At 73.3% G+C, this 22945-nt stretch carries 23 protein-coding genes; 8 read left to right on the top strand and 15 right to left on the bottom strand.

Annotated features, from left to right (window positions below; all coding sequences use genetic code 11):
• The first annotated feature begins 2 nt into the window (after positions 1 to 2).
• Genes MPE_RS18455 through MPE_RS18445 form a run of 3 tightly spaced genes read left to right on the top strand, consistent with a single transcriptional unit; the run spans position 3 to position 3973 of the window.
• Entirely contained in the window at positions 3 to 1325 is a 1323-nt protein-coding gene (locus MPE_RS18455; protein WP_011831225.1) for an FAD-dependent oxidoreductase, read from the top strand.
• A 42-nt stretch (positions 1326 to 1367) separates the two neighbouring features.
• Positions 1368 to 3071 carry a dihydroxy-acid dehydratase gene (ilvD, locus tag MPE_RS18450; protein ID WP_011831224.1) on the top strand — a complete coding sequence of 568 codons (1704 nt, stop codon included), beginning with the start codon at positions 1368 to 1370 and terminating at the stop codon, positions 3069 to 3071.
• A 41-nt stretch (positions 3072 to 3112) separates the two neighbouring features.
• Positions 3113 to 3973 carry an isocitrate lyase/PEP mutase family protein gene (locus tag MPE_RS18445; protein ID WP_011831223.1) on the top strand — a complete coding sequence of 287 codons (861 nt, stop codon included), beginning with the start codon at positions 3113 to 3115 and terminating at the stop codon, positions 3971 to 3973.
• A 19-nt stretch (positions 3974 to 3992) separates the two neighbouring features.
• Here the strand turns inward: MPE_RS18445 and MPE_RS18440 are convergent, their stop codons facing one another.
• A complete protein-coding gene (locus MPE_RS18440) occupies positions 3993 to 4931 on the bottom strand; it encodes a recombination-associated protein RdgC (RefSeq protein WP_011831222.1) in 939 nt (312 codons plus the stop codon).
• A gap of 99 nt (positions 4932 to 5030) precedes the next feature.
• Positions 5031 to 5624: an IMPACT family protein gene (locus MPE_RS18435; RefSeq protein ID WP_011831221.1), complete on the bottom strand. Its 594-nt coding sequence runs from the start codon at positions 5622 to 5624 to the stop codon at positions 5031 to 5033.
• A gap of 77 nt (positions 5625 to 5701) precedes the next feature.
• Here MPE_RS18435 and MPE_RS18430 point away from each other — a divergent pair, with 77 nt between their 5' ends.
• Positions 5702 to 6652 (top strand): DedA family protein/thiosulfate sulfurtransferase GlpE, encoded by a 951-nt coding sequence (locus MPE_RS18430; RefSeq protein WP_041929760.1) that lies wholly within the window; start codon positions 5702 to 5704, stop codon positions 6650 to 6652.
• Here the strand turns inward: MPE_RS18430 and MPE_RS18425 are convergent.
• A complete protein-coding gene (locus tag MPE_RS18425; protein WP_036232445.1) occupies positions 6649 to 6837 on the bottom strand; it encodes a hypothetical protein in 189 nt (62 codons plus the stop codon). The genes MPE_RS18430 and MPE_RS18425 overlap by 4 nt on opposite strands.
• Positions 6838 to 6994: 157 nt before the next feature.
• Here MPE_RS18425 and MPE_RS18420 point away from each other — a divergent pair, with 157 nt between their 5' ends.
• Positions 6995 to 7822 carry an AraC family transcriptional regulator gene (locus MPE_RS18420; protein ID WP_011831219.1) on the top strand — a complete coding sequence of 276 codons (828 nt, stop codon included), beginning with the start codon at positions 6995 to 6997 and terminating at the stop codon, positions 7820 to 7822.
• A gap of 22 nt (positions 7823 to 7844) precedes the next feature.
• On the opposite strand, the gene MPE_RS18415 is transcribed toward MPE_RS18420, so the two are convergent.
• Positions 7845 to 8441, bottom strand: coding sequence for a hypothetical protein (locus MPE_RS18415; RefSeq protein ID WP_011831218.1), 597 nt, complete (start codon positions 8439 to 8441; stop codon positions 7845 to 7847).
• Positions 8442 to 8590: 149 nt separating this feature from the next.
• Here MPE_RS18415 and MPE_RS18410 point away from each other — a divergent pair, with 149 nt between their 5' ends.
• Entirely contained in the window at positions 8591 to 9559 is a 969-nt protein-coding gene (locus tag MPE_RS18410; RefSeq protein WP_041930304.1) for a DMT family transporter, read from the top strand.
• Positions 9560 to 9574: 15 nt separating this feature from the next.
• On the opposite strand, the gene MPE_RS18405 is transcribed toward MPE_RS18410, so the two are convergent.
• From MPE_RS18405 to MPE_RS18355, 11 genes are all read right to left on the bottom strand, one after another.
• A complete protein-coding gene (locus MPE_RS18405) occupies positions 9575 to 10726 on the bottom strand; it encodes a hypothetical protein (protein WP_011831216.1) in 1152 nt (383 codons plus the stop codon).
• Between the two features lie 19 nt (positions 10727 to 10745).
• Positions 10746 to 11732 (bottom strand): hypothetical protein, encoded by a 987-nt coding sequence (locus tag MPE_RS18400; RefSeq protein ID WP_041929759.1) that lies wholly within the window; start codon positions 11730 to 11732, stop codon positions 10746 to 10748.
• 13 nt (positions 11733 to 11745) lie between these two features.
• Positions 11746 to 12459 carry a hypothetical protein gene (locus tag MPE_RS18395; protein ID WP_011831214.1) on the bottom strand — a complete coding sequence of 238 codons (714 nt, stop codon included), beginning with the start codon at positions 12457 to 12459 and terminating at the stop codon, positions 11746 to 11748.
• An 88-nt stretch (positions 12460 to 12547) separates the two neighbouring features.
• Positions 12548 to 13789: a glycolate oxidase subunit GlcF gene (gene glcF / locus MPE_RS18390; RefSeq protein WP_011831213.1), complete on the bottom strand. Its 1242-nt coding sequence runs from the start codon at positions 13787 to 13789 to the stop codon at positions 12548 to 12550.
• Positions 13790 to 13803: 14 nt separating this feature from the next.
• Positions 13804 to 14934 carry a glycolate oxidase subunit GlcE gene (gene glcE, locus MPE_RS18385; RefSeq protein ID WP_011831212.1) on the bottom strand — a complete coding sequence of 377 codons (1131 nt, stop codon included), beginning with the start codon at positions 14932 to 14934 and terminating at the stop codon, positions 13804 to 13806.
• A 43-nt stretch (positions 14935 to 14977) separates the two neighbouring features.
• The gene (locus MPE_RS18380) at positions 14978 to 16492 is read right to left on the bottom strand and encodes an FAD-linked oxidase C-terminal domain-containing protein (protein WP_011831211.1); all 1515 of its coding nucleotides are present in this window, start codon (positions 16490 to 16492) and stop codon (positions 14978 to 14980) included.
• Between the two features lie 161 nt (positions 16493 to 16653).
• Positions 16654 to 17232 (bottom strand): DUF4124 domain-containing protein, encoded by a 579-nt coding sequence (locus MPE_RS18375; protein WP_011831210.1) that lies wholly within the window; start codon positions 17230 to 17232, stop codon positions 16654 to 16656.
• Positions 17233 to 17317: 85 nt separating this feature from the next.
• Positions 17318 to 18544, bottom strand: a complete 1227-nt coding sequence (locus MPE_RS18370) for an FIST signal transduction protein (protein ID WP_011831209.1) — start codon at positions 18542 to 18544, stop codon at positions 17318 to 17320.
• A 20-nt stretch (positions 18545 to 18564) separates the two neighbouring features.
• Complete coding sequence (locus MPE_RS18365; RefSeq protein WP_011831208.1) at positions 18565 to 19314, bottom strand: PhaM family polyhydroxyalkanoate granule multifunctional regulatory protein; 750 nt, start codon at positions 19312 to 19314, stop codon at positions 18565 to 18567.
• Between the two features lie 106 nt (positions 19315 to 19420).
• Positions 19421 to 19903: a retropepsin-like aspartic protease family protein gene (locus tag MPE_RS18360; RefSeq protein WP_011831207.1), complete on the bottom strand. Its 483-nt coding sequence runs from the start codon at positions 19901 to 19903 to the stop codon at positions 19421 to 19423.
• A 17-nt stretch (positions 19904 to 19920) separates the two neighbouring features.
• Positions 19921 to 20904, bottom strand: a complete 984-nt coding sequence (locus tag MPE_RS18355) for a fumarylacetoacetate hydrolase family protein (protein WP_011831206.1) — start codon at positions 20902 to 20904, stop codon at positions 19921 to 19923.
• A gap of 125 nt (positions 20905 to 21029) precedes the next feature.
• Between MPE_RS18355 and MPE_RS18350 the strand changes: the two genes are divergently transcribed.
• The gene (locus MPE_RS18350) at positions 21030 to 21854 is read left to right on the top strand and encodes an IclR family transcriptional regulator (protein ID WP_011831205.1); all 825 of its coding nucleotides are present in this window, start codon (positions 21030 to 21032) and stop codon (positions 21852 to 21854) included.
• A complete protein-coding gene (locus tag MPE_RS18345; protein WP_041929758.1) occupies positions 21851 to 22933 on the top strand; it encodes a DUF3108 domain-containing protein in 1083 nt (360 codons plus the stop codon). The genes MPE_RS18350 and MPE_RS18345 overlap by 4 nt, the downstream gene beginning before the upstream one ends.
• The last annotated feature ends 12 nt before the right edge of the window (positions 22934 to 22945 follow it).

The raw sequence follows: 22945 nt of genomic DNA, 5'->3' as shown, positions 1-22945 counted from the left end.
CGATGGATGCGAGACCGGGTCAGCGTGTCGAGGTCGACGTGCTCGTGGTCGGCGGCGGCGCCACCGGCGTGGCCGCGGCAACCGTCGCGGCCCGCGCCGGGCTGAAGACCTTGCTGGTGGAGCGCTACGGCTTCTGCGGCGGCGGCGCGGTGGCGGGCCTGTCGGGCACCGTCTGCGGACTCTACGAAGCCGAGGAGGCGCCGCGGCGGCCGAAGCAGATCGTGCACGGCTTCGTCGACGACTTCATCGCCGCGATGGAGCAACGCGGCGGACTGGCCGAGCCGGTGCTCTACGGCAAGACATGGACCCGGGTGCACGAGCCGCTGGCGTGGCGCGAATCGGCCGATGCGCTGCTGGGCTCGGCCGGCGTGCGGCTCGCGTACCACGCGCTGGCGACCGGCGTGCACCGCGACGGCGACCGCATCGACGGCGCAACGGTGTGGACCAAGGGCGGCCTGCTCGATGTGCGCGCCGGCCTCACGATCGACGCCAGCGGCGATGCCGACCTGGTGGCGATGGCCGGCCTCGAGACCTACTGCGGTGCCGATGGCGTGGTGCAGAACCCGACGATGATCTTCCGCCTGCAGGGCGTGGACGTGGCGCGTTTCAAGGAGGCCTACGGCAGCGACACCATCATGCCGCCCGAGGTCACGGCGCTGATCGCTGCTGCGGCCGACGCCGGCTACGCCTTGCCGCGCCAGAAGATCTGGCTGTTCGAGACCACGCGTCCCGGCGAGTTGCTGTGCAACTGCACGCGCGTGCGCGGCGCCGACGGGCGCGAGCTGAACTGCATCGACGGCGACGACTTCACCGAGGCCGAGGTCGAGGGCCGCCGCCAGGTGCGCGAGTACGCCCGCTTCTTCAAGGACCGGTTGGCCGGCTGCGAGGCGAGCTGGGTCAACGACACCGCGGTGCAGGTGGGCGTGCGCCAGACCCGCCAGGCACGCGGCCTGGCGACGCTGCGCAACGAGGACGTGGTGCAGGGCAGCAAGTTCGCCGACGGCGTGGCGCGCTCGCCCTGGCCCATCGAGCTGCATGCCGGCAGCAAGCCGCGCGTGCAGTGGCTGCTGAACGACTGGTACGAGGTGCCCTGGGGCTGCTTCGTGCCCGAGCGCGGCGAGGGCCTGCTGTTCGGCGGGCGCTGTCTGTCGGCCGAGCACGAGGCCGTGGCCTCGGCGCGCGTCACCGCGCAGTGCTTCTCCTATGGCCACGCGCTGGGCGTGGCCGCCACCGTGGCGCTGCGCGAGCGCACGCCGGTGCGGGCCATTCCGGGCAGCGTGATCCGCGAGCTGCTGAACCGGCAGGGCGCCCGCCTCGACGGCTGACACAGGCCTCCCTCACCCCTTCCTTCCCTGCACCCGAACACCATGGCCCGTTCCTTCCGCAGCAATTTCGAGCCCGGTTCCACGCGCTGGGCGGTGCGTCATGCGCAGTGGAGCGCGATGGGCATCGCCGAGGCCGATTTCGACAAGCCCAAGATCGCCGTCGTCAACACCTCCAGCGGCCTGTCGGTGTGCTTCCAGCACCTCGACGGCATCGCGAAGCGGGTGGCCGAGGCGATCCGCGCCGCCGGCGGGCTGCCGCTGGAGATCCGCACCGCGGCGCCGTCCGACTTCGTCACCAGCGCGGGCCGCCAGGGCCGCTACCTGATGCCCACGCGCGACCTGATCGTCAACGACATCGAGGTGCAGGTCGAGGGCGCCGAGCTCGACGGCATGCTGCTGCTGTCGAGCTGCGACAAGACCACGCCGGCCCACCTGATGGCCGCCGGCCGCCTGGACGTGCCCAGCCTGGTGCTGGCCTGCGGCTACCAGCTCGGCCGCCAGTGCGGCGAGCACCACGTCGACATCGAGGAGGTCTACAAGGCGGTCGGCACCGTCAAGGCCGGCCAGATGGACCTCGACACGCTGCAGGGCATGTGCCGTGTGGCGATCGATGGCCCCGGCGTGTGTGCCGGTCTTGCCACTGCCAACTCGATGCACTGCCTGGCCGAGGCGCTGGGCATGGCGCTGCCCGGCAACGCGCCGGTGCGCGCCGACGGCCCGCGGCTGCATGCGCTGGCGGCGCAGGCCGGAGCACGCATCGTCGAGATGGTGCAGCAGGACCTGCGGCCGCGAGACATCCTCACGCCCGGCGCCTTCCGCAACGCGGTGCGCTTCGCGGTGGCGACCGGCTGCTCGGTCAACGTGATGCGCCACCTGATCGCCATCGCGATCGAGTCCGAGTGCCCGGTCGATGTGATCGCGGAGTTCGAGCGCGCCGCCGACGAGGTGCCGATGCTCACGCGCATCCGGCCCAACGGGCCGGACCGCATCGAGACCTTCGAGGCCGCGGGCGGCGTGCGCGGCGTGCTCCGGCAGCTGGCGCCGCAGCTCGACCGCGAGGTGCTCACCGCCGACGGCCGGCGCCTGGGCGCGTTGATCGACGAGACCCCGGCGCCCGACGTCGCCTGCATTCGGCCGCTGGCCGATCCGTTCGCGCGCGAGCCGGGGCTGATGATCATCCGCGGCTCGCTCGCGCCCGACGGCGCGCTGGTCAAGCTGGCGGCGGTGCCGGCGGCGATCCGCCGCTTCCGCGGCGAGGCCCGGGTGTTCGAGGACGAGGCGCTGGCGATCGAGGGCCTGAAGACCGGCGCGGTGCGCCCGGGTCAGGTGATCGTGCTGCGCATGCTGGGCCCGAAGGGCGGGCCGGGCACGGTGTTCGCGGCCAGTTTCATGGCCGCGCTGGTTGGCGCCGGGCTGGGCAGCGAGGTGGCGGTGGTCACCGATGGCGAACTGTCGGGCCTGAACAGCGGCATCACCATCGGCCAGGTGATGCCGGAGGCGGCCGAGGGCGGCCCGCTGGCGGCGGTGCGCGACGGCGACGCGATCGAGATCGACCTGACGGCACGCCGCATCGAACTGCAGGTGCCGGCCGAGGAGGTGGCACGCCGGCTCGAAGGCTTCGTGCCGCCGGAGCCGGGCGGCCGCTTCGGCTGGCTGCACCTGTACGGCACACTGGTGCAGCCGCTGTCCAGGGGCGCGGTGCTCGGTGTGCGGCCGGTGCTGACGCCGGCGGACCCGCAGCGCTGAAGCCGCCGCCGCGGCCGCAGCAACGACAGGAGCAGCACGCGATGAGCGGAAACGAAAGCGTCGCGGCCCGGGCCGCGGCCCAGGCCGAACGCGCCGGGCGACTGCGCGCACTGCACGAGCGCGACGGCGCGTTCGTGATTCCCAACCCGTGGGATGCCGGCTCGGCGAAGCTGCTCGCCGCGATGGGCTTCGAGGCGCTGGCCACCACCAGCGCCGGCTATGCGTTCTCGATCGGCCGGCCGGACATGGAGGGCGCGGTCACGCGCGACGAGACCTTCGCCAACGCCCGCGCGATCGTCGAGGCCACCGAGCTGCCGGTGTCGGCCGACCTGGAGAACGGCTTCGGCGACGATCCGGCCTCCTGCGCCGAGACCGTGCGCATGGCCGCGCGGGCTGGCCTGGTGGGCGGCTCGATCGAGGACGCCAGCGGCCGTCGCGATGCGCCGATCTATCCCTTCGACTTGGCGGTCGACCGCGTCCGGGCCGCGGTGCGCACGGCGCGGACGCTGCCGTTCCCGTTCGTGCTGACCGCGCGCGCGGAGAACCTGCTGCACGGCCGCATCGACCTCGCCGACACCCTCCGCCGGCTCGAGGCCTACGCCGAGGCCGGTGCCGACGTGCTGTACGCCCCCGGGCTGAAGACGCCCGAGGACATCGCCGCGGTGGTGAAGGCGGTCGCGCCGCGGCCCGTCAACGTGGTGATGGGCCTCGCGGGAGCGGCGCTGTCGTTCGACGAACTCCAGCACCTGGGCGTCAAGCGCATCAGCGTGGGCTCGTCGCTGGCGCGCGCCGCCTACGGGGCCTTCCTGCGCGCGGCGCACGAGATCCGCGCCGACGGCACGTTCACCTACGCCGAGGCGGCCGTGCCGTTCGGCGAGATCAACGCGATGTTCCGCCGCTGAGGCGCCCGCGGCGCCGCGCTCAGGCCGCCTTCAGTTCCGGCAGCGGTGACGCGCCGGCGACGGGATCGGCCTCGCCGCCCAGCGCGTCGACCAGGTCGGGGATGAGCTGCACCAGCTCGCCGGTGGCGATGGCGACATCGGCATCGAAGGCCGCATCGGCGTCGGCGCGGCCGGGGTGGGCGTCGAACACGCCGTCGAGAAAGTCGAGCTTCTTGATCTGCCCCGCGTCGGTCAGCACGAAGGACACGCGGCCCTGCCAGGTCAGGGCCAGCCGCGTCGGCCGCTTGCCCTCGCCGATGTGCTGCCGCACCTCGTCGGTGTCGAGCCGGTGGCGCGCATAGCGCACCACCGACTTCTGCTCGTCGTCGGACTTCAGCTCGCACTCGCGGTCCACCGAGAAGGCCTGTGGCGGCTCGCCGTCGGCCAGCCAGGCGGCCATCGCGGTCGCGGCCGACAGCGCGGTCTGCAGCGGTGCGACCGGCAGGCCGTCGAGCACCTTGACCAGGTGCGTGACCACGTCGCCGGCGCGCGCCGGGCTGCTGGCGTCGACGATCAGCAGGCGCCGCTGCGGGTCGAGCCAGACGCGGAACGTCGCGCGCTTCGTGAATGCCATCGGCAGCAGCTCCAGGGCCGCCTGCTCCTTCAGCTCCTTCAGGTGCTTGCGGCCCGGCTTGCGGCCGGTGTCGTGCTCGGCGCGTTGCGCCAGCTCGTCGGTGCGGCGCTTCACCACGGCGGCCGGCAGCAGCTTCTGCTCGACCATCAGCGTCGCCAGCCACTGGCCTGCGACGCTCTCGACCAGCGCGCCGTGCGCCTGCCCGCGCGGCGGCACCCAGCCGGCCGACAGGGCCTGCGTGGCGCCGCATTCGGTGAAGCGCGCGGTGGCGAGGCGCTCCTCGATCTGCGTCGCGCTGCCCGACCACTCGGGGCCGATGCGGTAGACCGTCAGGTTCTTGAACAAGGCAATCCTCTCTCTGCTGCAGCGTCGGCCGGCCGCTCTTGCGGCCTGGCCGGGGAGGGGCGATTGTCCATGGTCGGCGCCTGTCGGCCGGGCCGGGGCTCAGTCCGACGGCGCCACCCAGACCAGCCGGCCCTGGCCGCCGTCGTCGAGCCGACGCCGCAGCGCCGCGGCGTCGCCCTCGGGCAGGCTGAACTGCAGCTCCACATGCATGCCGTGGCTGACCTGCAGCGTGCCGGCGCCGGCGGCGTCGAGCTCGCGGCGCAGCCAGCCTTCGAGCGCATAGGGCAGCACGCAGCGCAGCGTCTGCAGTCGCTGCAGCGGCCGCTTGTCGGCGCCGAGCAGGGCCTGGGCCACCGCGTCGGTGTAGGCGCGCACCAGGCCGCCGGCGCCGAGCTTCACGCCGCCGAAGTAGCGCACCACGGTGGCCAGCACGCCATCGAGATCCTGGTGGCGCAGCACCTCCAGCATCGGTCGGCCCGCGGTGCCGCCGGGCTCGCCGTCGTCGACCGCCGCCGAGGCGCCACCGGCCAGCAGTGCCCAGCACACGTGCGCGGCCCCGGGGTGCAGGGTCCGCAGCGCGGCCACGCGCAGCAGTGCCGCGGGCCGGTCGGCCACCGGCTCGACGCAGCCGATGAAGCGGCTCTTGCGGATCAGCAGTTCGCTGTGGACGGCGGTGGCCAGGGTGCTGGGCATGGGCGCGCAGCATAGCCGGCACGGTGGCGCGCGCTGTGCTCGAATGCCGGCTTCGCCACTCTTGCGGAACGCAGCGCGTGCAGGCCCTCATCGCCCTCGTCGTCCAGCACGGCCTGATCGTCGTGTTCGCCACCACGCTGGCGGCGCGCATCGGCGTGCCGCTGCCGGCTGCGCCGTTGCTGGTGGTGGCCGGCGGCCTGGCGGTCGGCGGCACGCTGTCGCTGCCGGCGCTGCTGGCGGTTGCGGTCGTCGCCAACGTGCTGGGCGATGCGGCATGGTTCGTTGCCGGGCGGCACCATGGGCATCGCGTGCTCGGGCTGCTGTGCCGCATCTCGCTGTCGCCCGATTCCTGCGTGCGCCAGAGCGAGGCGCTGATCCTGCGCTGGGGCGGCAGCTCGTTGGTGGCGGCCAAGTTCGTGCCTGGCGTCTCGGTCGTCGCGGCGCCGATGGCCGGCGCGGTGGGCATGAGCGCCGCGCGCTTCGTCGCCTACGACGCGCTGGGCGGGGCCGTCTGGTCGCTGGTGTTCCTGGGTCTGGGCGCGGTGTTCAGCACGCAGATCCAGGCGCTGCTCGACGTGCTGGCCCGGGCTGGCGCCGCGGCGACCGCGCTGCTGCTGCTGGCCGTCGCCGGCTTCGTGCTGTGGCGCTACCTGCGGCGGCGGCGCTTCCGCAACGCCGCAGCGATGTCCCGCATCACGCAGGCCGAGCTGCAGGCGCTGATCGATGAGGGCGCAGAGCCCGTGATCCTCGACGTGCGCTCCGGCGCCGCCGCTGGACTCGATCTGCGCCACATTCCCGGCGCATGGCGCGTGGAGTTGAGCGAGGTCGCGACGCATGCGTCGCAGTTGCCGCGCGACCGCGAGATCGTGCTGTATTGCAACTGCCCCAACGAGGCCTCGGCGGCCACCGCCGCGCAGGCGCTGCGGGCGGCGGGGTTGCCGCGCGTGCGACCGCTGGCCGGCGGACTGGAGGGCTGGGCGGCGATGGGCCGCGCGGTGGCCGAGGGCCGGCCGCCGCCGCTGTCCTAGGAAGTGGGCGCTGCAGGCGCCATCTGCTTGCAGACGTTGCCGCCGACGATGGTGAGCCGCAGGCTGCCGCCATGCCACTCGAGCCAGTTCAGGGCCACGTAGTCGGCGATGACGCCGGCGTCGATGAGGTCGGCGCGCCGCTGTTTCAGGTGGTCGACTGTCTGCCGCAGGCCATCGCGCAGCATCTCGCGACGTGGGTCGGGGCGGGCAGCCGCCGGCAGGGAGCGCCGCTTGGGCGTCGGGGGGCGTTGGAGGGCGATAAGGTTCTCCAGGAGCGGGCCCCCACAGTAACAGCAGTGGCGCGACGGGGCCAGGCATTTCTCCGCATGCCATGATCCCCAGATGAAGGGCGTGCCGCCGCATTTCGACCACCCGCTCGATGCCGTCGAGTTCCGCCGCCCGGGCCACCGCGAGGGCGTCGAGCTGTACCGCGCGCACATCGTGCGCCACGCCTTCGAGCCGCACACCCACGAGGCCTTCGGCCTGGGCGCCATCGAGTCGGGTGTCGAGCGCTTCCGCTACCGCGGCGCGGACCACCTGGCGCCGGCCGACTCGCTGGTGCTGATGAACCCCGACGAACTGCACACCGGCCGCGCCGAGACCGACGGCGGCTGGCGCTACCGCATGGTCTACCTCGATGTCGACGTGGTCGAGCGCATCAGCGGCGAGCGCGGCTGGCATTTCGGCGACGCGGTGGGCCACGACGCGCCACGCGCGCGCCGCGTCGGTGCGCTGCTGCAGCGGCTCTGGCAGGCCGACGAGCCGCTCGCGTTCGACATCCTGCTGCACACGCTGCTGGCCGAGTTCCGCAGCCACGCCCGCGTGGCACGTGAGAGCCCGGCCGAAGGCGCGCTGCGTTTCGCGCCGGTGGTGGACTATCTGCGCGCCCATCTCGATCGCCGGCTCACGCTCGACGAACTGGCGGCGGTGGCCGGCCTCAGCCCCTTCCATTTCCTGCGCCGCTTCAAGGCGCAGTACCACGTCACGCCGCAGCAGATGCTGATGGCGCTGCGGCTGTTCGAGGCCAAGCGCCTGCTGGCGGCCGGCGACCCGGCGGCGCAGGTCGCCGCGGCCACCGGGCTCACCGACCAGGCGCACCTGACGCGCAGCTTCGCGCGCCGCTACGGCGTCACGCCGGCGCGTTACCAGCGGCAGGTGCGACGGCGCTAGTCGGCCGGGCGCGCGACCCGGCTCAGGGGAAGGCCGGCACGTCCGGCTCCACGCCCTCGAAATGCGCTTCCGGGTGGGTGGACTGCAGCAGCGACTCGATCTCCTGCACGCGCGAGCGCGGCACGTCGACCATCAACAGCAGCTGGCCGTCCGCGAGCGCGCTCTCGAAGCGGCGCAGCCGTCCGCTCGGTGCGGCGATGCCGATCATGCTCGACGACCAGGCCCCCAGCAGGCCCCCCAGTACCGCGAGCACCGCCGCCATCGCCCACTGCGGCGAATCGAGCGCCGACCGCAGTTCGGCGCCGCTCCAGTCGGACGACGCGAACACCGCGCTCAGCGCCGCCAGCCCCGACTCGGCGCCGCCGACGATCGGGAAGAACATCGCGGCCAGCACACCGATCACCGCGCCGCCGAGCCCGCCGATGACCAGCCCGGCCTGCGCCGAGGGCAGCAGGTCGGAGGTCTGCAGCAGGTTCGCGGCGTGCAACCCGGACAGGTCGGCGTTCTCGCGCGCGACGAAGTGGATGTGGGCGTCGCCGATGCGGGCGAGCAGCAGGTCGTCCATGGTCCGCCTGGCGCTCGTCAGATCGGGCAGCAGCCAATAGATGCGTCTGCGCATGGCACCCTCCTTCTGTGGTCGCGGGGGCCCACCCCGCGGGGTGATCGACGTTCCGCTTATACGCCGGCCCATTCATGCGTCGCAAGCAGGGTCAAGGCGCAAGCCGGTACAAGACCGCCTGCGCGGCGGGCGGCTACGCTCGCGGGATCATGTGGATCGGAACCCTGTTCGCGCTGTCCGCCGGCCTGATGTGGGGCCTGGTGTTCATCGCCCCGACCTTGCTGGCCGACTACCCGGCGGCCCTGCTGTCGTTCGCGCGCTATCTCGCCTTCGGGCTGATCGCGCTGCCGCTGGCGTGGCTGGACCGCGCGCGCCTCGCGCAGTTCACGCGTGCCGACTGGCGGGAGGCGCTGCGCCTGTCGCTGGTCGGCAACCTGCTGTACTACCTGTGCCTCGCGGCGGCCATCCAGCGCGCCGGCGGGCCGCTGCCGACGATGATCATCGGCACGCTGCCCGTGGTGATCGCGATCACCTCCAACCTGCGCGACGCCGCGCGCGACGGCCGGCTGCCCTGGGGCCGGCTGGCGCCCTCGCTGGCGCTCATCGCGGCCGGTATCGGCTGCGTCAACCAGGCCGAGCTCGCCGCGCTGCGCGCCGACCCGCAGGCCGACCTGGGCCGCTACGCCGTCGGCGCGCTGCTGGCCGTCGGTGCGGTGGCGTGCTGGACCTGGTACCCGCTGCGCAACGCCGACTGGCTGCGCGCGCATGCCGACCGCAGCCCGCGCACCTGGGCCACCGCGCAGGGCGTGGCGACCCTGCTGCCGGCGGCACTGGGCTTCGCGGCGTTCTGGGCCTGGAACGCGCTGCAGGGCGGCGGCTTCGACATGCCGTTCGGACCGACGCCCGGGCGCTTCATCGGGCTGATGCTGGCGATCGGGCTGTTCGCGTCGTGGCTGGGCACGCTGTGCTGGAACGAGGCCAGCCAGCGGCTGCCGACCTCGCTGGTCGGCCAGCTCATCGTGTTCGAGACGCTGTCGGCGCTGGCCTATGCCTACGCGCTGCGCCAGGAATGGCCCGGTCCGCTCACGATCGCCGGCGTGGCGCTGTTGATCGCCGGCGTGATGTGGGCGCTGCGGGTGCGCCCCGAGCCGCTGGCGGCGGAGGCGCACGCGGCCTGAGCGCCGCCCGGGGCGCTACTCGCAGGCCCCGGCGCTGAACAGCTCGCCGGCCACCTGCGCGAACGACTGCTGCAGCACCGTGAGCTCGGTCTCGGCGCGCGCGCCGCCCTTGCTGCCGTCCTCGACATGCTCGGTCGTCTGCAGCTTGCTGACGGGCGCGCGCTGGCGCGGCGTCATGGTGACGTTGAGCGTGAGCTTGTGCGACGGCAGCACGCGCGGCACGCCGCGCATCCGCTCGCGCACCTGGCGCTGGCAGCTGGCGCGGTCGGTGCCCGGCAGTTTCAGACCGAGCGGCACGCCGCCGATCGACACGCCCTGCGTGCAGGCGCGCAGCGCGCTCTCGAGCTTGTCGTACTCGGGGTTGTCGACCCGGGAACGCGCCCACTCGATGACGTCGACGCCGATGCGGCAGCGCGCGCTCGCATCCTGCTGCGGCACCACCGGCCGGCCGGCGGACTCGCTCAGCCACGATGCGACGTAGGTGGTCCAGTTGGGGTTGACGCGGCCGCGCTGCTTCACGCCTTCCAGCGCGACCGGCACGCCGCGCACCACGGTGCGGAAGCGGTCGCCGACCAGGCGGTCGATGACGTCGAAACGCAGCACGTCCACGCGGTCGTCGGCCTCGCGAACGCTCACCACGATGCCGGCGAAGCGGCCGTTCGAGCGCACGATCGAGCCGCTGTCGGACTGGATGATGCGCAGCTTGTCCTCGAAGGCCAGTGTGTGCCATTGCGAGGTGCCGCCGGCCGCGCGCAGCCGCACGATGGTCTCGCGGCCGCCGGGGTAGTGGCGCACCACCTCGAAGGGCGCGTTCGCGGCAGCGGCGGCGGGCGCCACTTCCGACGCATCGGGCCAGCGGTCGTTGCAGGCCACGACGGAGCGCGCCGGCAGTTCGATCAGCGCCAGGTCCTCGGTGCGCGACGGGTTGTAGTAGATGCGCTGTCCGGTGGCCTTGCCGCCCTGGCGGTCGGTGACGGTGATGTCGGCGCCGGTCTCCGCGACCACGTGGCCGGCGGTGACGACGAGGCAGTTGTCGCCGCGCCGAAAGCCGTAGCCCGAGCCGTTCGACTCGCCCTGGCGGATGTCGACCGGCTCGGCGCCGGCGGTGGAGATCAGGGCCGGTGCCAGCAGCAGGCCGAGCCATCGGGCGATCGGGAGGGGTGTCATCGGGCAGGAGGAGGGGTCGTCAGGGGGCGGGTCGAAACAGCCCGGGCAGCGTGGTGACCGTCTGCGCCAGCGTGCCGAGCAGCAGCAGGGTGGCCGCGAACATCTGCACGAACTGCAGCGAGACGAAGCGGTTCCACCAGGTGACGGCGACGGCGCGCTGTTCGCCGCCGTGCTGCGCGATGCCGATGCGCGCGGTCGTCACGTGCAGCTTCACGTCGAGTGCGCGATCCTTGTTGTCGTAGACGATGCCGGTGGCGCTCACCGGCGTGGTGCCCAGGCAGGCGAGCTGCGCGGGCGCCTCGGCATGCATCAGGCAGGCATGCGTGTCGACGCGGCTGCCGGCGTCCAGGGCCTCCTCGATCACCGGCACGCTGCGGTCGGTGAAGGGCTCGCGGGTGCGCGCCTCGAGCTTGCCCTCGCGCAGCAGCGGCGAGGTGGTCTGCTGCCAGCCGCCGCCGTGGCGCAGCAGTTCCCCCAGCACCACGCGGCCGCTCAGCAGCAGCACGGTACCGGACGGCTTGTCGTCCTCGTCCTTCTGCGGGCCCGCCGCGGCGGGCCGCGTCGTCCTCACGCTCAGCGCGCGCGGTCCCTTCGCGGGATCGGTCGGCAGTTCCAGCACCTGGTCGTCGACCGTCACCACCACCGCGGGCTGGCCGGTCTGGGCGATGCAGCGCGCGTGCAGCGGGCCGCGGGTCAGGTCGATGCGCCACAAGCCGTCGGGGCGCCGCTCCAGCACCGCGCGCGCGCCGCCGCGCAGGTGCACACTGGTGGCGCTGGTGGCTCGCCCCGGCGCAGCCGCGCCGGCCCCGAGCGCCACGGCCTCGGCCCTGCCGAGGTCCCAGACCAGTTCCTGGTCGCACAGCGGCTCGACCGACAGGACGTCGGTGTTCGCGGTCAGCGTGAACGCGGTGTCGGTCGCGGTGCGCAGGCTGAGCGGCAGCGCGATGGCCGCCGCCAGCGCTGCGAGCAGCAGCATCACGGCCAGGTGGGAGAGCAGGTGTCGCACCGTGCGCGGGCCTTCACCAGCCGACGACGACCGGCTGCTCCAGCTCTTCGAAGCCGTCGCGGCGCACCAGCGTGAGCTTGCCCTTGCTGCCAACGACGCTGGCGAGCGGCAGTTCGCACAGCATGTCGAAGCGCACCGTCGACTTGTCCGGCGCACGCCGGCACATCTCGGGCGGACGGCCCTTCACCGCGACCAGCATCTCCGGGGCGCGCCGGCTGTTGACATACAGCCGCAACGTCGCGGCCGTCGTCGATGCGGACGGGACCTCCCAGGCCGCGACCATCGGATGCTCCACCGACGAGCCGTTCTCGACATAGCGCACCGACACCGCGACGCGCTCCGGCGCCAGCGGATTGGGGCGCAGGCGCTTGCCATCCCTCGGCTTGAGTTCGAGCTCGATCCATTCGCCCTCGCGGGCCTCGCCCTGGAAGACACCGTCGCCACGCAGCCGGCCATCGGCGGTGGTGAGGCTGACGCGCACCTGCCCGCTGAACGGCGCCTTGGCGCGGGCGTAGAGGAACTGCGCGCCGATCTGCGTCTGCACGCCGATCAGGGCCGCGCCCACCACCGCCTGGCCCTGCACCTGGGTCGGCGGGTCGGCCACTTCGCGGTATTCCTGGCCTGCCACGGGCGTGAAGGGCCCCGCCAGCACCTCGCAGCCCGCGATCAGCGCAAACAGCCCCGCCCCGCGTGCGCGCCAACGGCCGCGCCCGTCACGAACTCCCATGCTCCCCCCTTGCAGTCGCCGGTATCGTAGTCAGCAATCTGCAAGAGAACAAGCGCGGTGCGGAGCCCATCGACGGGCCCCGGGGCCGTCAGGCCAGCGCCTCGTCGAGCACCTCCACCCAGTGCTTCACCGGCGTCGGCGTGCCGCTCTGCAGGTGCTGGATGCAGCCGATGTTGGCCGACACGATGGCCTGTGCGCCCACCGGCGCGAGCGCGGCGAGCTTGCGGTCGCGCAGCTGGTAGGCCAGCGCCGGCTGCAGCACCGAGTAGGTGCCGGCGGAGCCGCAGCACAGGTGGCTGTCGGTCGGGGTCAGCGTGATGTCGAAGCCGAGCTCGCGCAGACCGCCCTCGATGCCGCCGCGCAGCTGCTGGCCGTGCTGCAGCGTGCAAGGCGGATGGAAGGCGAGCTTGGGCGCCTTGCCGCGCAGCCGCGGCTTGAGCTTGGGCACCAGGTCGGGCAGCAGTTCGCTCAGATCCCGGGTCAGCGCCGAGATCTTCGCGGCGCGCTCGGCATAGGCGGGGTCGTGCTTCAGGTGGCGGGCGTAGTCCTTGACGGTCACGCCGCAGCCCGAGGCGTTCATCACGATCGCCTCGACGGCGCCCTGCCCGGTCAGGCCCTCGACCAGCGGCCACCAGGCGTCGATGTTGCGGCGCATGTCGGCCAGGCCACCCTCGTGGTCGCCGAGGTGGTCGCGTATGGCACCGCAGCAGCCGGCGTCGTCGGCCACCAGGGTCTGGATGCCGGCGGCGTCGAGCACGCGCGCCGTGGCGCTGTTGATGTTCGGCGCCATCGCCGGCTGCACGCAGCCCAGCAGCATCAGCACCTTGCGCGGGTGGCTGCGCGTCGGCCAGCGGTGCGCGCTGGCCGGGGCCTTCGGCGGGACCTTGGCCTTCAGCGCCGTGGGGACCAGCGGACGGAACAGCTGGCCGAGCTTCATCGCCGGGGCGAACAGCGGCGAGGTCAGGCCTTCCTTCAGCGCCGTGCGAGCGGCACGTTCACCAGCCGGGCGCTCGACCTTGGCATCGACCACGCGGCGGCCGATGTCCACCAGCGCGCCGTACTGCACGCCCGACGGGCAGGTGGACTCGCAGTTGCGGCAGGTCAGGCAGCGATCCAGGTGGAGCTGGGTCTTGCGCGTCGGCTCGGCGCCCTCGAGCACCTGCTTGATCAGGTAGATGCGGCCGCGCGGGCCGTCGAGTTCGTCGCCCAGCAGCTGGTAGGTCGGGCAGGTGGCGGTGCAGAAGCCGCAGTGCACGCACTTGCGCAGGATCGCTTCGGCATCGGCGCCGTCGGCGCTGCCCTGGTATTCGGGGGCAAGGGTGGTTTGCATCGTGCGGGGTCAGCTCACAGATCGGGGTAGAGGCGGCCGCGGTTGAACACGCCGGCCGGGTCGAACTCGCGCTTGAGCTCGCGCTGGATGCGCTGCAGCGGCGCACTCAGCGGCGTGAACACGCCGGCCGTCTTGTCGCCGCCGCGGAACAGCGTGGCGTGGCCGCCGGCGCGCTGGGCCGCCTCGCGCACCGTGGCCGCGCTGGCGGCGGTGCACCACCAGCGCTGCGCGCCGCCCCATTCGATCAGCTGCTCGCCGGGCAGCGCGATCGGCGCGGCCGTCTGCGGGACCGACAGGCGCCACAGCGCCGCGCCGGTGTTCGACTCGACCGCGGTGCGGGCCTTCACGAAGAACTCGTCCTCGTGATCGCGCAGGCCGTCCCAGAACGGCGTGGCCAGGCTGTCTTCCACGCCCTCGCCGCGGTGCCGCGTGAGCAGGGTGTCGACGGCGGCATTCACCGCGGCGCGTGCGCCGCGCAGCCGCAGCAGGAGCATGCCGGCCCACCACGCGCTGGCGCTCACGGGCAGCGGCTGACCGCCCCAGGCGTTGAGCTGCTGCAGTGCTGCAGCCTCGTCGAGTTCGAAGCGCAGCGTGGCCGTGGCCGGCTGCACCGGCAGCACCTTCAGCGACACCTCCAGCACGACGCCCAGCACGCCCATCGAGCCGCACAGCAGACGCGACACGTCGTAGCCGGCCACGTTCTTCATCACCTGGCCGCCAAAGCTCAGCACCTCGGCGCGGCCGTTCAGCAGCGTGGCGCCGAGCACGTGGTCGCGCACCGCGCCCACGCTGGCGCGGCTGGGCCCGCTCAGGCCGGCCGCGACGAGCCCGCCCACCGTGCCCTTGGCGACCGAGCCGACGCGAAAGCGCGGCGGTTCGAACGGCAGGCACTGGCCGTGCTCGGCGAGCGCCGCCTCCAGCTCGGCGATCGGCGTGCCGGCGCGTGCGCTCACCACCAGCTCGGTGGGTTCGTAGCTGGAGATGCCGGTGAGCCCGGTGGTGTGCAGCGCCTCGCCGTGGCGCGGGCCGCCGTAGAAGGCCTTGGAGCCGTGGCCGGCGATCTCGAGCGGGGTGCCGTCGGCCTGCGCGGCGCGCACGCGCTCGACCAGGGCGCGCAAGGCGGGGTCGTCGTCGGGAGAGGTCATCGTCGTGGCACGGGTTCTCGAACGGATGGAGGGCCGACCGGCGTCAGAACCGCGGCAGGTCGGGGAAGGGCAGCAGGCCCTTCTTCACGTGCATCTTTCCGTACTCGGCGCAGCGGTGCAGCGTGGGGATCACCTTGCCGGGGTTCAGCAGGCCGGCCGCGTCGAAGGCGCGCTTGAGGCCGAGCATCTGCTCGCGCTCGGCCGGCGTGAACTGCACGCACATCGATGCGAGCTTCTCGACGCCCACGCCGTGCTCGCCGGTCACGGTGCCGCCGAGCATCACGCTGGTCTCCAGGATGTCGGCGCCGAACAGCTCGGCGCGGTGCAGCTGGTCGGGGTCGTTGGCGTCGAACAGGATCAGCGGGTGCAGGTTGCCGTCGCCGGCATGGAACACGTTGCAGCAGCGCAGGCCGTACTTTGTCTCCATCTCGGTGATGCGGGTCAGGATCTCGGCCAGCTTCTTGCGCGGGATGGTCGAGTCCATGCACATGTAGTCGGGGCTGATACGCCCGCTGGCCGGGAACGCGTTCATGCGCCCGCTCCAGAACTTCAGGCGCTCGGCCTCGCTGGTGCTGATGTCGAAGCGTGTCGCGCCGGCCCCTTCCATCACCGCCACCATGCGGGCGATCTCCTCCTCCACCTCCTCGGGCGTGCCGTCGCTCTCGCAGATGAGGATGGCGTGGGCGTCGAGGTCGTAGCCGGCGTGCACGAAGTCCTCGACGGCGGCGGTCATCGGCTTGTCCATCATCTCCAGGCCGGCCGGGATGATGCCGGCGCCGATCAGCGCGGCCACCGCGTTGCCGGCCTTGCGCACGTCGTCGAAGCTGGCCAGGATGGCGCGCGCCAGCAGCGGCTTGGGCACCAGCTTCACGGTGACCTCGAGCGTCACCGCCAGCATGCCCTCGGAGCCGATCACCGCCGACAGCAGGTCCAGGCCGGGCGCGTCGAGCGCCTCGGAGCCGAACTCGACCGGCTCGCCCTCGACGGTGTAGCCGCGCACCCGCAGCACGTTGTGGATCGTCAGGCCGTACTTCAGGCAGTGCATGCCGCCGGAGTTCTCGGCCACGTTGCCGCCGATCGTGCAGGCGATCTTGCTGCTCGGGTCGGGCGCGTAGTACAGGCCGTGCGGCGCGGCGGCCTCGCTGATGGCCGCGTTGCGCACGCCCGACTGGACGACGGCGGTGCGGCTGACCGGGTCGACCTTCAGGATGCGGTTGAATTTGGCGAGCGACAGCGTCACGCCGAGTTCGTGCGGCATCGCGCCGCCCGACAGGCCGGTGCCGGCGCCGCGCGCCACCACCGGCACCGCGAGGCGGTGGCAGGCCTTCAGCACCGCGGCGACCTGGGCCTCGGTCTCCGGCAGCGCCACGACCAGCGGCATGGCGCGGTAGGCGGTGAGGCCATCGCACTCGTACGGGACGGTGTCCTCGCGCTGCCACAGCAGCGCATGGGCGGGCAGCAGCGGCGCGAGCGCGGCCACCACTTCGGCCTGGCGGCGGCTGCGTTCTTCGCGGGACGGGGCGGCAGGCAGCGCGGTCGCGGCGAGCGGTGCGTTCATCGAGGTCTCCTGGCGTGGCCGCCGATCCCCACGGATGGCGACGGCCGCACTCAACGTGCGAGCTTAAGCGCTGCCGACCCCGCCGGCCATGCGCTCGGGTTCTGGCGGTTTTGACGCGGACGAGGGCAATGGCGCGCGACGAACGCCGCAGGCCGTTCTCGTCAGTGATCCACCAGCGTGCCCGGCGGTGGCGTGGCGCCTGGGCGGGGCGGGACCTTGGGGCCGGGTCGCTCCGGCGGGCGAGGCTCCGGCGGTCGCACGGTGGGAGGCGGGCGCGGTCGCACCGGGCGGTGCGGGATCACGACCACCGGCGGTGGCGCTTCCGCCTCGGCGCGGGCGCGGGCCGCCTCGCGCTCGGCCTCGGCCTGCGCCGCCTTCGCGCGGGCGAGCTCGACCTCCTGGTCGCGTTCGCGCTGCAGTTCGATCTGGCGGCCGATGCGTTCGCTGACCGCGGCCGATTCGCGCTGCGCCGCGGCGCGGCGCGCCTCGGCCTCGGCCGGGTCTTCCGGGGTGGTGGTCCAGCGGCGTTCGGTCTTCGCCCCCGGCTGCGGCCGGTCGGTGAAGATCACGCGGCCATCGGGCAGGCGCTGCTGCACGATCTCGCGCGCTGCGGGCGCCGAGGGTGCGGCGGCCGAGGCCGCCGAAGCCGGCGTGGCGGTGGAGGTCGCCTGGGCCGACGCCGGCGCGTGCGGGGCCAGCGCCATCAGGCCCGCGACGATCGGAAGCGACGGGACGCGCATGGTTGTCAGACCGCGACCCTGCACGCCGGTTCCCCGGGCCGAGACCGCAGCCGCAAGGCCCGGCAGCGCTTCGGGCAGGTCATCATCACGCCGGCGCGGTGAACACGGTCAGCACGCCGGTGTAGCCGTAGAGATGGCGGTGGCCGATCTCGCCTGCGGCGAAGAAGCCGACCAGCGGCACGTCGCCGAGCGCATGGCGCAGCAGCTGCAGCTCGGCCGACGGCGCCCCGAAGTGCGGGCCGCCGCGGCCGGTGCAGCTCACGTAGAGCGCGCCGGCGATCCGGCGCCCGCCGGTGGCGGCCGCGCCGCCGTCCGGCAGCTCCTCGGGCTCGAGCGCGCTGCGGATCTCGGTGGCGATGCGCACCAGGTCGCGGCGGGCCGCGTCGGTGTCACGGTGGCAGAAGGCCAGCTGCTGGCCGGCCAGCGCGGTGTCGGCGATCGCGATGCCGCGGCGCTGCGGGTCGATGCCGATCAGGTGGCGCACGCGCGTCTCGGTGCCGAAGGCATGGCCGCGCGCCGCGGTGACGAACTCGCCCGGCTGCGGGGTCGCGGTATCGCTCAGCCCGACCAGCGTGCTGCGCATGCGGGGCAGCGCCTCGCGTGGCGCCTGCTCGTCGACGGCCAGATCGCCCAGCAGGCAGTCGAGCGCGGGTCGATCGTCGAGCTCGTAGACCACGTTGCGCTCGATCCGCGTGATCGCCCGCACCGGGCCCACCGGCTGGCAGCCCTGGGTGATGCGCGAGACGATCGCCACGTCGGCCGTGAACGCCACGCCCGACAGGCCGCCGGTGAACACGCCACCTTCATCGGCGTCGTCGCCGCCGGGCGCGGCGATCGTCAGTACGCGGTTGCGCGCCGAGCCGAGGCCGCCGAACAGGTAGCCGCTGTCGACCCGCTCGCTCAACTCGCCGACCAGCTCCGACAGCTCGGGCGTCGACGGGTCGGCGTGCACCAGCGCCGTGTGCGGCACGAAGCCGGCATCGCCCTGCAGCGGCCGACGTCCGGAGAACACGCGGAACTGTTCGTGCGGCATCGCCGCCAGCATCACCGCGAGCCCGGGCTCGTCGAAGTACTCGACACCGCTCGCGCAGATGCCGATGCCGACGCTGCCGACCCAGGCGGTGCCCGGGAAGCGCTCGCGCAGGTCGGCCAGCAGGGCCTCGGCGGCGTTGGCGTGGTGGTCGGTCAGGTAGCACCAGCCCAGCGTCGGCGCGGGGCGGTCGGCGAGCTGGGCGTCGAGCTGCGCGCACACCAGCCCCAGGGCCAGTCGGGCGTCGGGGTGGGTGGCGTGGGCGTGGGCAAAGGCTTGCATCGAGTCCGGCACGGGAAACGTCAGCGTCGGCGCGCGGCTGCCTTGCGTGCCGGTGCGGCCTTCTTCCTGGCCGCAGCAGGCTTGGCAGCCGACTTGCCGGCCGCCGCCGCGCGCGCCGCGCGGTTGGCCACGCCGCCGGCCATCTCGGCCGCCTTGCGGGCCGGCGCCATGCCGACCTTGATGGTCTGCTCGGCCGCGTCGAAGCTCTGCTTCACCAGGTTGCCGGCGAGCTGCTTCGCGGAGTCGGAGGCGACGTCCTTCATGGTGCTGGCGGCCAGCTGGGTGAACTGCTTCGTCAGTGCGCCCCACCACTGCGTCGGGTCGACGATGCCGGTCACCGGCGCGGCGGCGGCGCGGGATTTCGCGCGCGGTGCGGCGCGCTTCTTCGCCGGCGCGGCCTCGGCCGGCGCGTCGTCGGAGTGGTCGTCGGCGGGCGCGGGCGGCGCGCCGGCAGGCGCCTCGTCGGGCAGCTTGATGCGCAGCGATTCGCGCAGGTCGGCCACCTGCACGTTCATGGTCTTCAGCGTCGACAGCGTCATGCGCTGCACTTCCAGCGCCTGGATCGTCGCGCCCAGCATGCGCGCGTTCTGCTCCAGCCAGAACTGCACCGTGCGCAGTTCCTCGATGCGCTTCTCCAGTTCCTCCGGGTTGAGCGTCGGCGCGACCCACTGGCCGATGTTGGGCAGCACCGAGCCGGCGTTCTTGACCAGGCCCTGCAGGAAGTCGAAGCCGGGAACCAGTTTCGCGAAGTCGGGGGGGGCGGCAGTCATCGGCGGTCTCCTGTTGTTGTGGTCGTGGGACCAGCCATTGTGCGGCGCCGCGCCGCGCTTGTGCGCGGTTCGCGCTAGGCAAGAACCCGCCTCGGCGCGAACGACCTCAGGAGCCGGCCTCGATGCGCAGCACGCCACCCTGTTGCTGCCAGCGCAGCCGGCCCAGCACGTCCATCCCGAGCAGAGGCTTGTCGCCGAGCGCCGGCAGCACCACCAGCGGCAGGCGCTCGACGCGCACGCCGCCGTCCAGCACCAGGTCGGCCCGGGCCACGTGGCCGCGCACCACGCCGCCGGCGGTGCTGGAATCGATGCGTCCGATGGCCTCGAGCTTCAGCTCGTCGGCCAGCGCCGCCGAGATCGCGCTGCGTGTCGCGCCGGTGTCGACCAGGAAGTCGACCTCGCGGCCGTTCAGCCGAGCGGGCCAGTGGTAGTGGCCGTCGTTGCCGCGCCGGATCTCGATCACGCCGCCCTCGTGCGAGAAGCGCGAACGCTGCTGCTGCGCCTCCAGCGCCCGAAAGCCGAGGAACACCGCCAGGCCCAGCAGCAGCCAGACGGTGGCGATCTTCAGGGTGCGGGGGAACTCGGTCATGCGCCGCCGTGCACGGGTCAGCCCGGTGCTGCCACCGTCTGCTCGATCGCGCCGAACACGCTCTGGCCGTCGCTGCCCTTCATCTCGATGCGTACCGTGTCGCCGTAGCGCATGAATTCGGTGACCGGCGCGCCGCCCTCGATCGTCTCGATCGCACGCTTCTCGGCGATGCAGCTGTAGCCCTTGGACCAGTCCTTGTTGCTGACCGTGCCGCTGCCGACGATGCTGCCGGCGCGCACCCGGCGCGTGGTGGCCAGGTGGGCGATCAGCTGGCCGAAGTGGAAGGTCATCTCGGGCCCGGCCTCGCACAGGCCCACCTTCCTGCCGTTCCACTGGGTCTGCAGCGTGAGGTGCACGCGGCCGCCCTGCCAGGCCGTGCCCAGTTCGTCGGGCGTGACGGCGACCGGGCTGAAGGCGGTGGCCGGCTTGCTCTGCAGGAAGCCGAAGCCCTTGGCCAGCTCGGCGGGGATCAGGTGGCGCAGGCTCACGTCGTTGGCCAGCATCAGCAGGCGGATGCCGTCGATCGCCGCTTCCGGCGACACGCCCATCGGCAGGTCGCCGGTGATCACCGCGACCTCGCTCTCGAAGTCGATGCCCATCTTCTCGCTCGGCACGACGATGTCGTCGCAGGGGCCGAGCAGGTCGTCGCTGCCGCCCTGGTACATCAGTGGGTCGGTGTAGAAGCTCTCGGGCACCTCGGCGCCGCGCGCCTTGCGCACCAGCTCCACGTGGTTGAGGTAGGCCGAGCCGTCGGCCCACTGGCAGGCGCGCGGCAGCGGCGCCATGCACTGCGCCGGCTCGAACGCGAAGGCGTGGCGGGCCTTGCCCTGGTTCAGCGTCTCGTACAGGTCCTGCAGCTGCGGCGACAGGAAGTTCCAGTCGTCCAGCACCTGCTGCAGGCGACCGGCGATGCCGTTCGCGTGATGGGCCGTGGACAGGTCGCGCGAGACGACGACCAGCTGGCCGTCGCGCGAGCCGTCCTTGTAGGTGGCGAGTTTCATCGGTGTCGGTCTCCTCGGCGGGGTCGCGGCCCCGTTGGCAAAATTTCGATACAGTGAATCGATTCCGTCATTGTAAATTTGCCGTCGTGTCCACGCGTTCTCCTCCCGCCACGGTCGATGCGGCCATGATGCCCGGGCGCGCCGGCATCCAGTCGGTCGAGGTCGGTTATGCCGTGCTCGACGCGCTGGCCTCCGCGCCCGACGCGATGATGCTGCGCGATCTGGCCGCCGCCTGTGCCATGAGCGCGGCCAAGGCCCACCGCTACCTCGTGAGTTTCCAGCGCGTCGGGCTCGTGGCCCAGGATCCTGCCACCAGCCGCTACGACCTCGGTCCGACGGCGCGGCGCCTCGGACTCGCCAGCCTGGCACGGCTCGACGGCCTGGCGGCCGCGCGCGCGGCGGCGGCTCGCCTGTGCGAGGCGATCGGCCACACGACGGCGCTGGCCGTGTGGAGCGAGCGCGGTCCCATCATCGTGCATTGCGAGACCCCTTCGTGTCAGCCGCTCACCATCGGCCTGCGTTTGGGAAGCGTGATGCCCTTGTCGAGTTCCGCGACCGGCCGCTGCTTCGCCGCCTGGTTGCCGCGCGAGCAGATCGCGTCCGTGCTGGCGCGTGAACGCGGCGCCAGTCCGGTGCGTTCCCTCGCGCGGCTCGCCACCGGGTCCGGTGGGGCCCCCTGGGCCGCAGCGGTCCGCGCGCGCGGCGCCGGCACGGCCGACGGCGATCCGCAACCGGGCCTCGTCACCTGGTGTCATCCGGTGTTCGATGCCACGGGCCGCCTCGTGCTCGGCCTGGTCACGCTGGGCCCGAGCGCCGCCTTCGATGGCCGGGCCGGCGGCGTGATCGATCGGGCCGCGCGCTCGGTCGCCGCCGCGCTGTCGCGCGAGTTCGGCGGGGCGGACGCCGGTCCGGCGCCCGCGGCGACCCGGTCCCCGAGGCGCCGCCGATGAGACGGCACGGCACGCTGGGGCTCGCCGGCCTGGCTGCGGCGGTGCTGCTGCTGCACGCCTGGGCGCTCGAGGGCCTCGGGGGGGCGCGCCCCGACGCGCCCTTGCCCGCAGCGGCCCCGGGCCGATCGGTCTGGGCGCTTGCCTCGCCGGCCGGGGCGTCGCTCGCGCCACCCGTGCTGCTCGCCAGCGCCGAAACCACCGTGACGCTGCCCGTGCTCGAGGCGCTGGCGGCGGCGCGGGCCGCGCCGCCGGGGCCCAGCGTCCGGCCTGTCGAGGTCGCGCCAGCCGCGCCGTCGCGCCGTCGCGCCGTGGCCGATGCCGAGCCGTCGGCGGTTGAGGTGGCGGGCGAAGCCGTGCCCGCCGCGCGGCCCGACGACCTGCTGCTGGCCGTTGCGGCCACGGCACCCGCCGCGGCGGCGACCGGTGGCGACGCTGCACCGCCGACCTACCGCACCCGCATCCCGGCCGCGGCCAAGGTCGACTACCGCCTCAGCCGCGGCGCCATCACCGGCAGCGGCGAGATCGACTGGCGACCGCAGGGCAGCGGCTATGTGCTGCGGCTCGAGGGCCGGGTGCCGATCATCGGCACGCTGATCACGCAGACCAGCCGCGGCGGCTTCGACGCCGCCGGCCTGGCGCCGGAGCGCTACACCGACAAGCGGCTGCGGCGTGCCGAGCAGGCGGCCAGCTTCCAGCGCGGCGCCGGCGTGATCAGCTTTTCGGGGCAGAGCCCGGAGCAGCCGGTGACGCCCGGCGTGCAGGACCGCCTGAGCGTGATGCTGCAGCTCGCGGCCATCGCCAACGCCTGGAGCAAGCCGCCGCCGGCCGGCGAGCACTTCCTGATCCGGGTGGTCGGGGCGCGTGGCGACGCCCACGTCTGGTCGCTGCGCTTCGAGGGCCTGCAGTCGGTCGACACGCCGGCCGGCAGCGTGCGTGCGCTGCGCTTCCTGCGCGAGCCCGAAGGCCCGCAGGACACCCGCGCCGAGTTCTGGCTCGACCCGGCCCGACAGTACCTGCCGGTGCGCGCCCGCCTCACCGACGGCAGCAGCGACGCGTTTGAACTGCTGCGGGTGAACTGAGTCGAATCCTGC

This window comes from Methylibium petroleiphilum PM1 (genome assembly GCF_000015725.1).
Lineage (GTDB): Bacteria > Pseudomonadota > Gammaproteobacteria > Burkholderiales > Burkholderiaceae_C > Methylibium > Methylibium petroleiphilum.
This window is presented reverse-complemented; position numbering and strand designations above follow the sequence as displayed.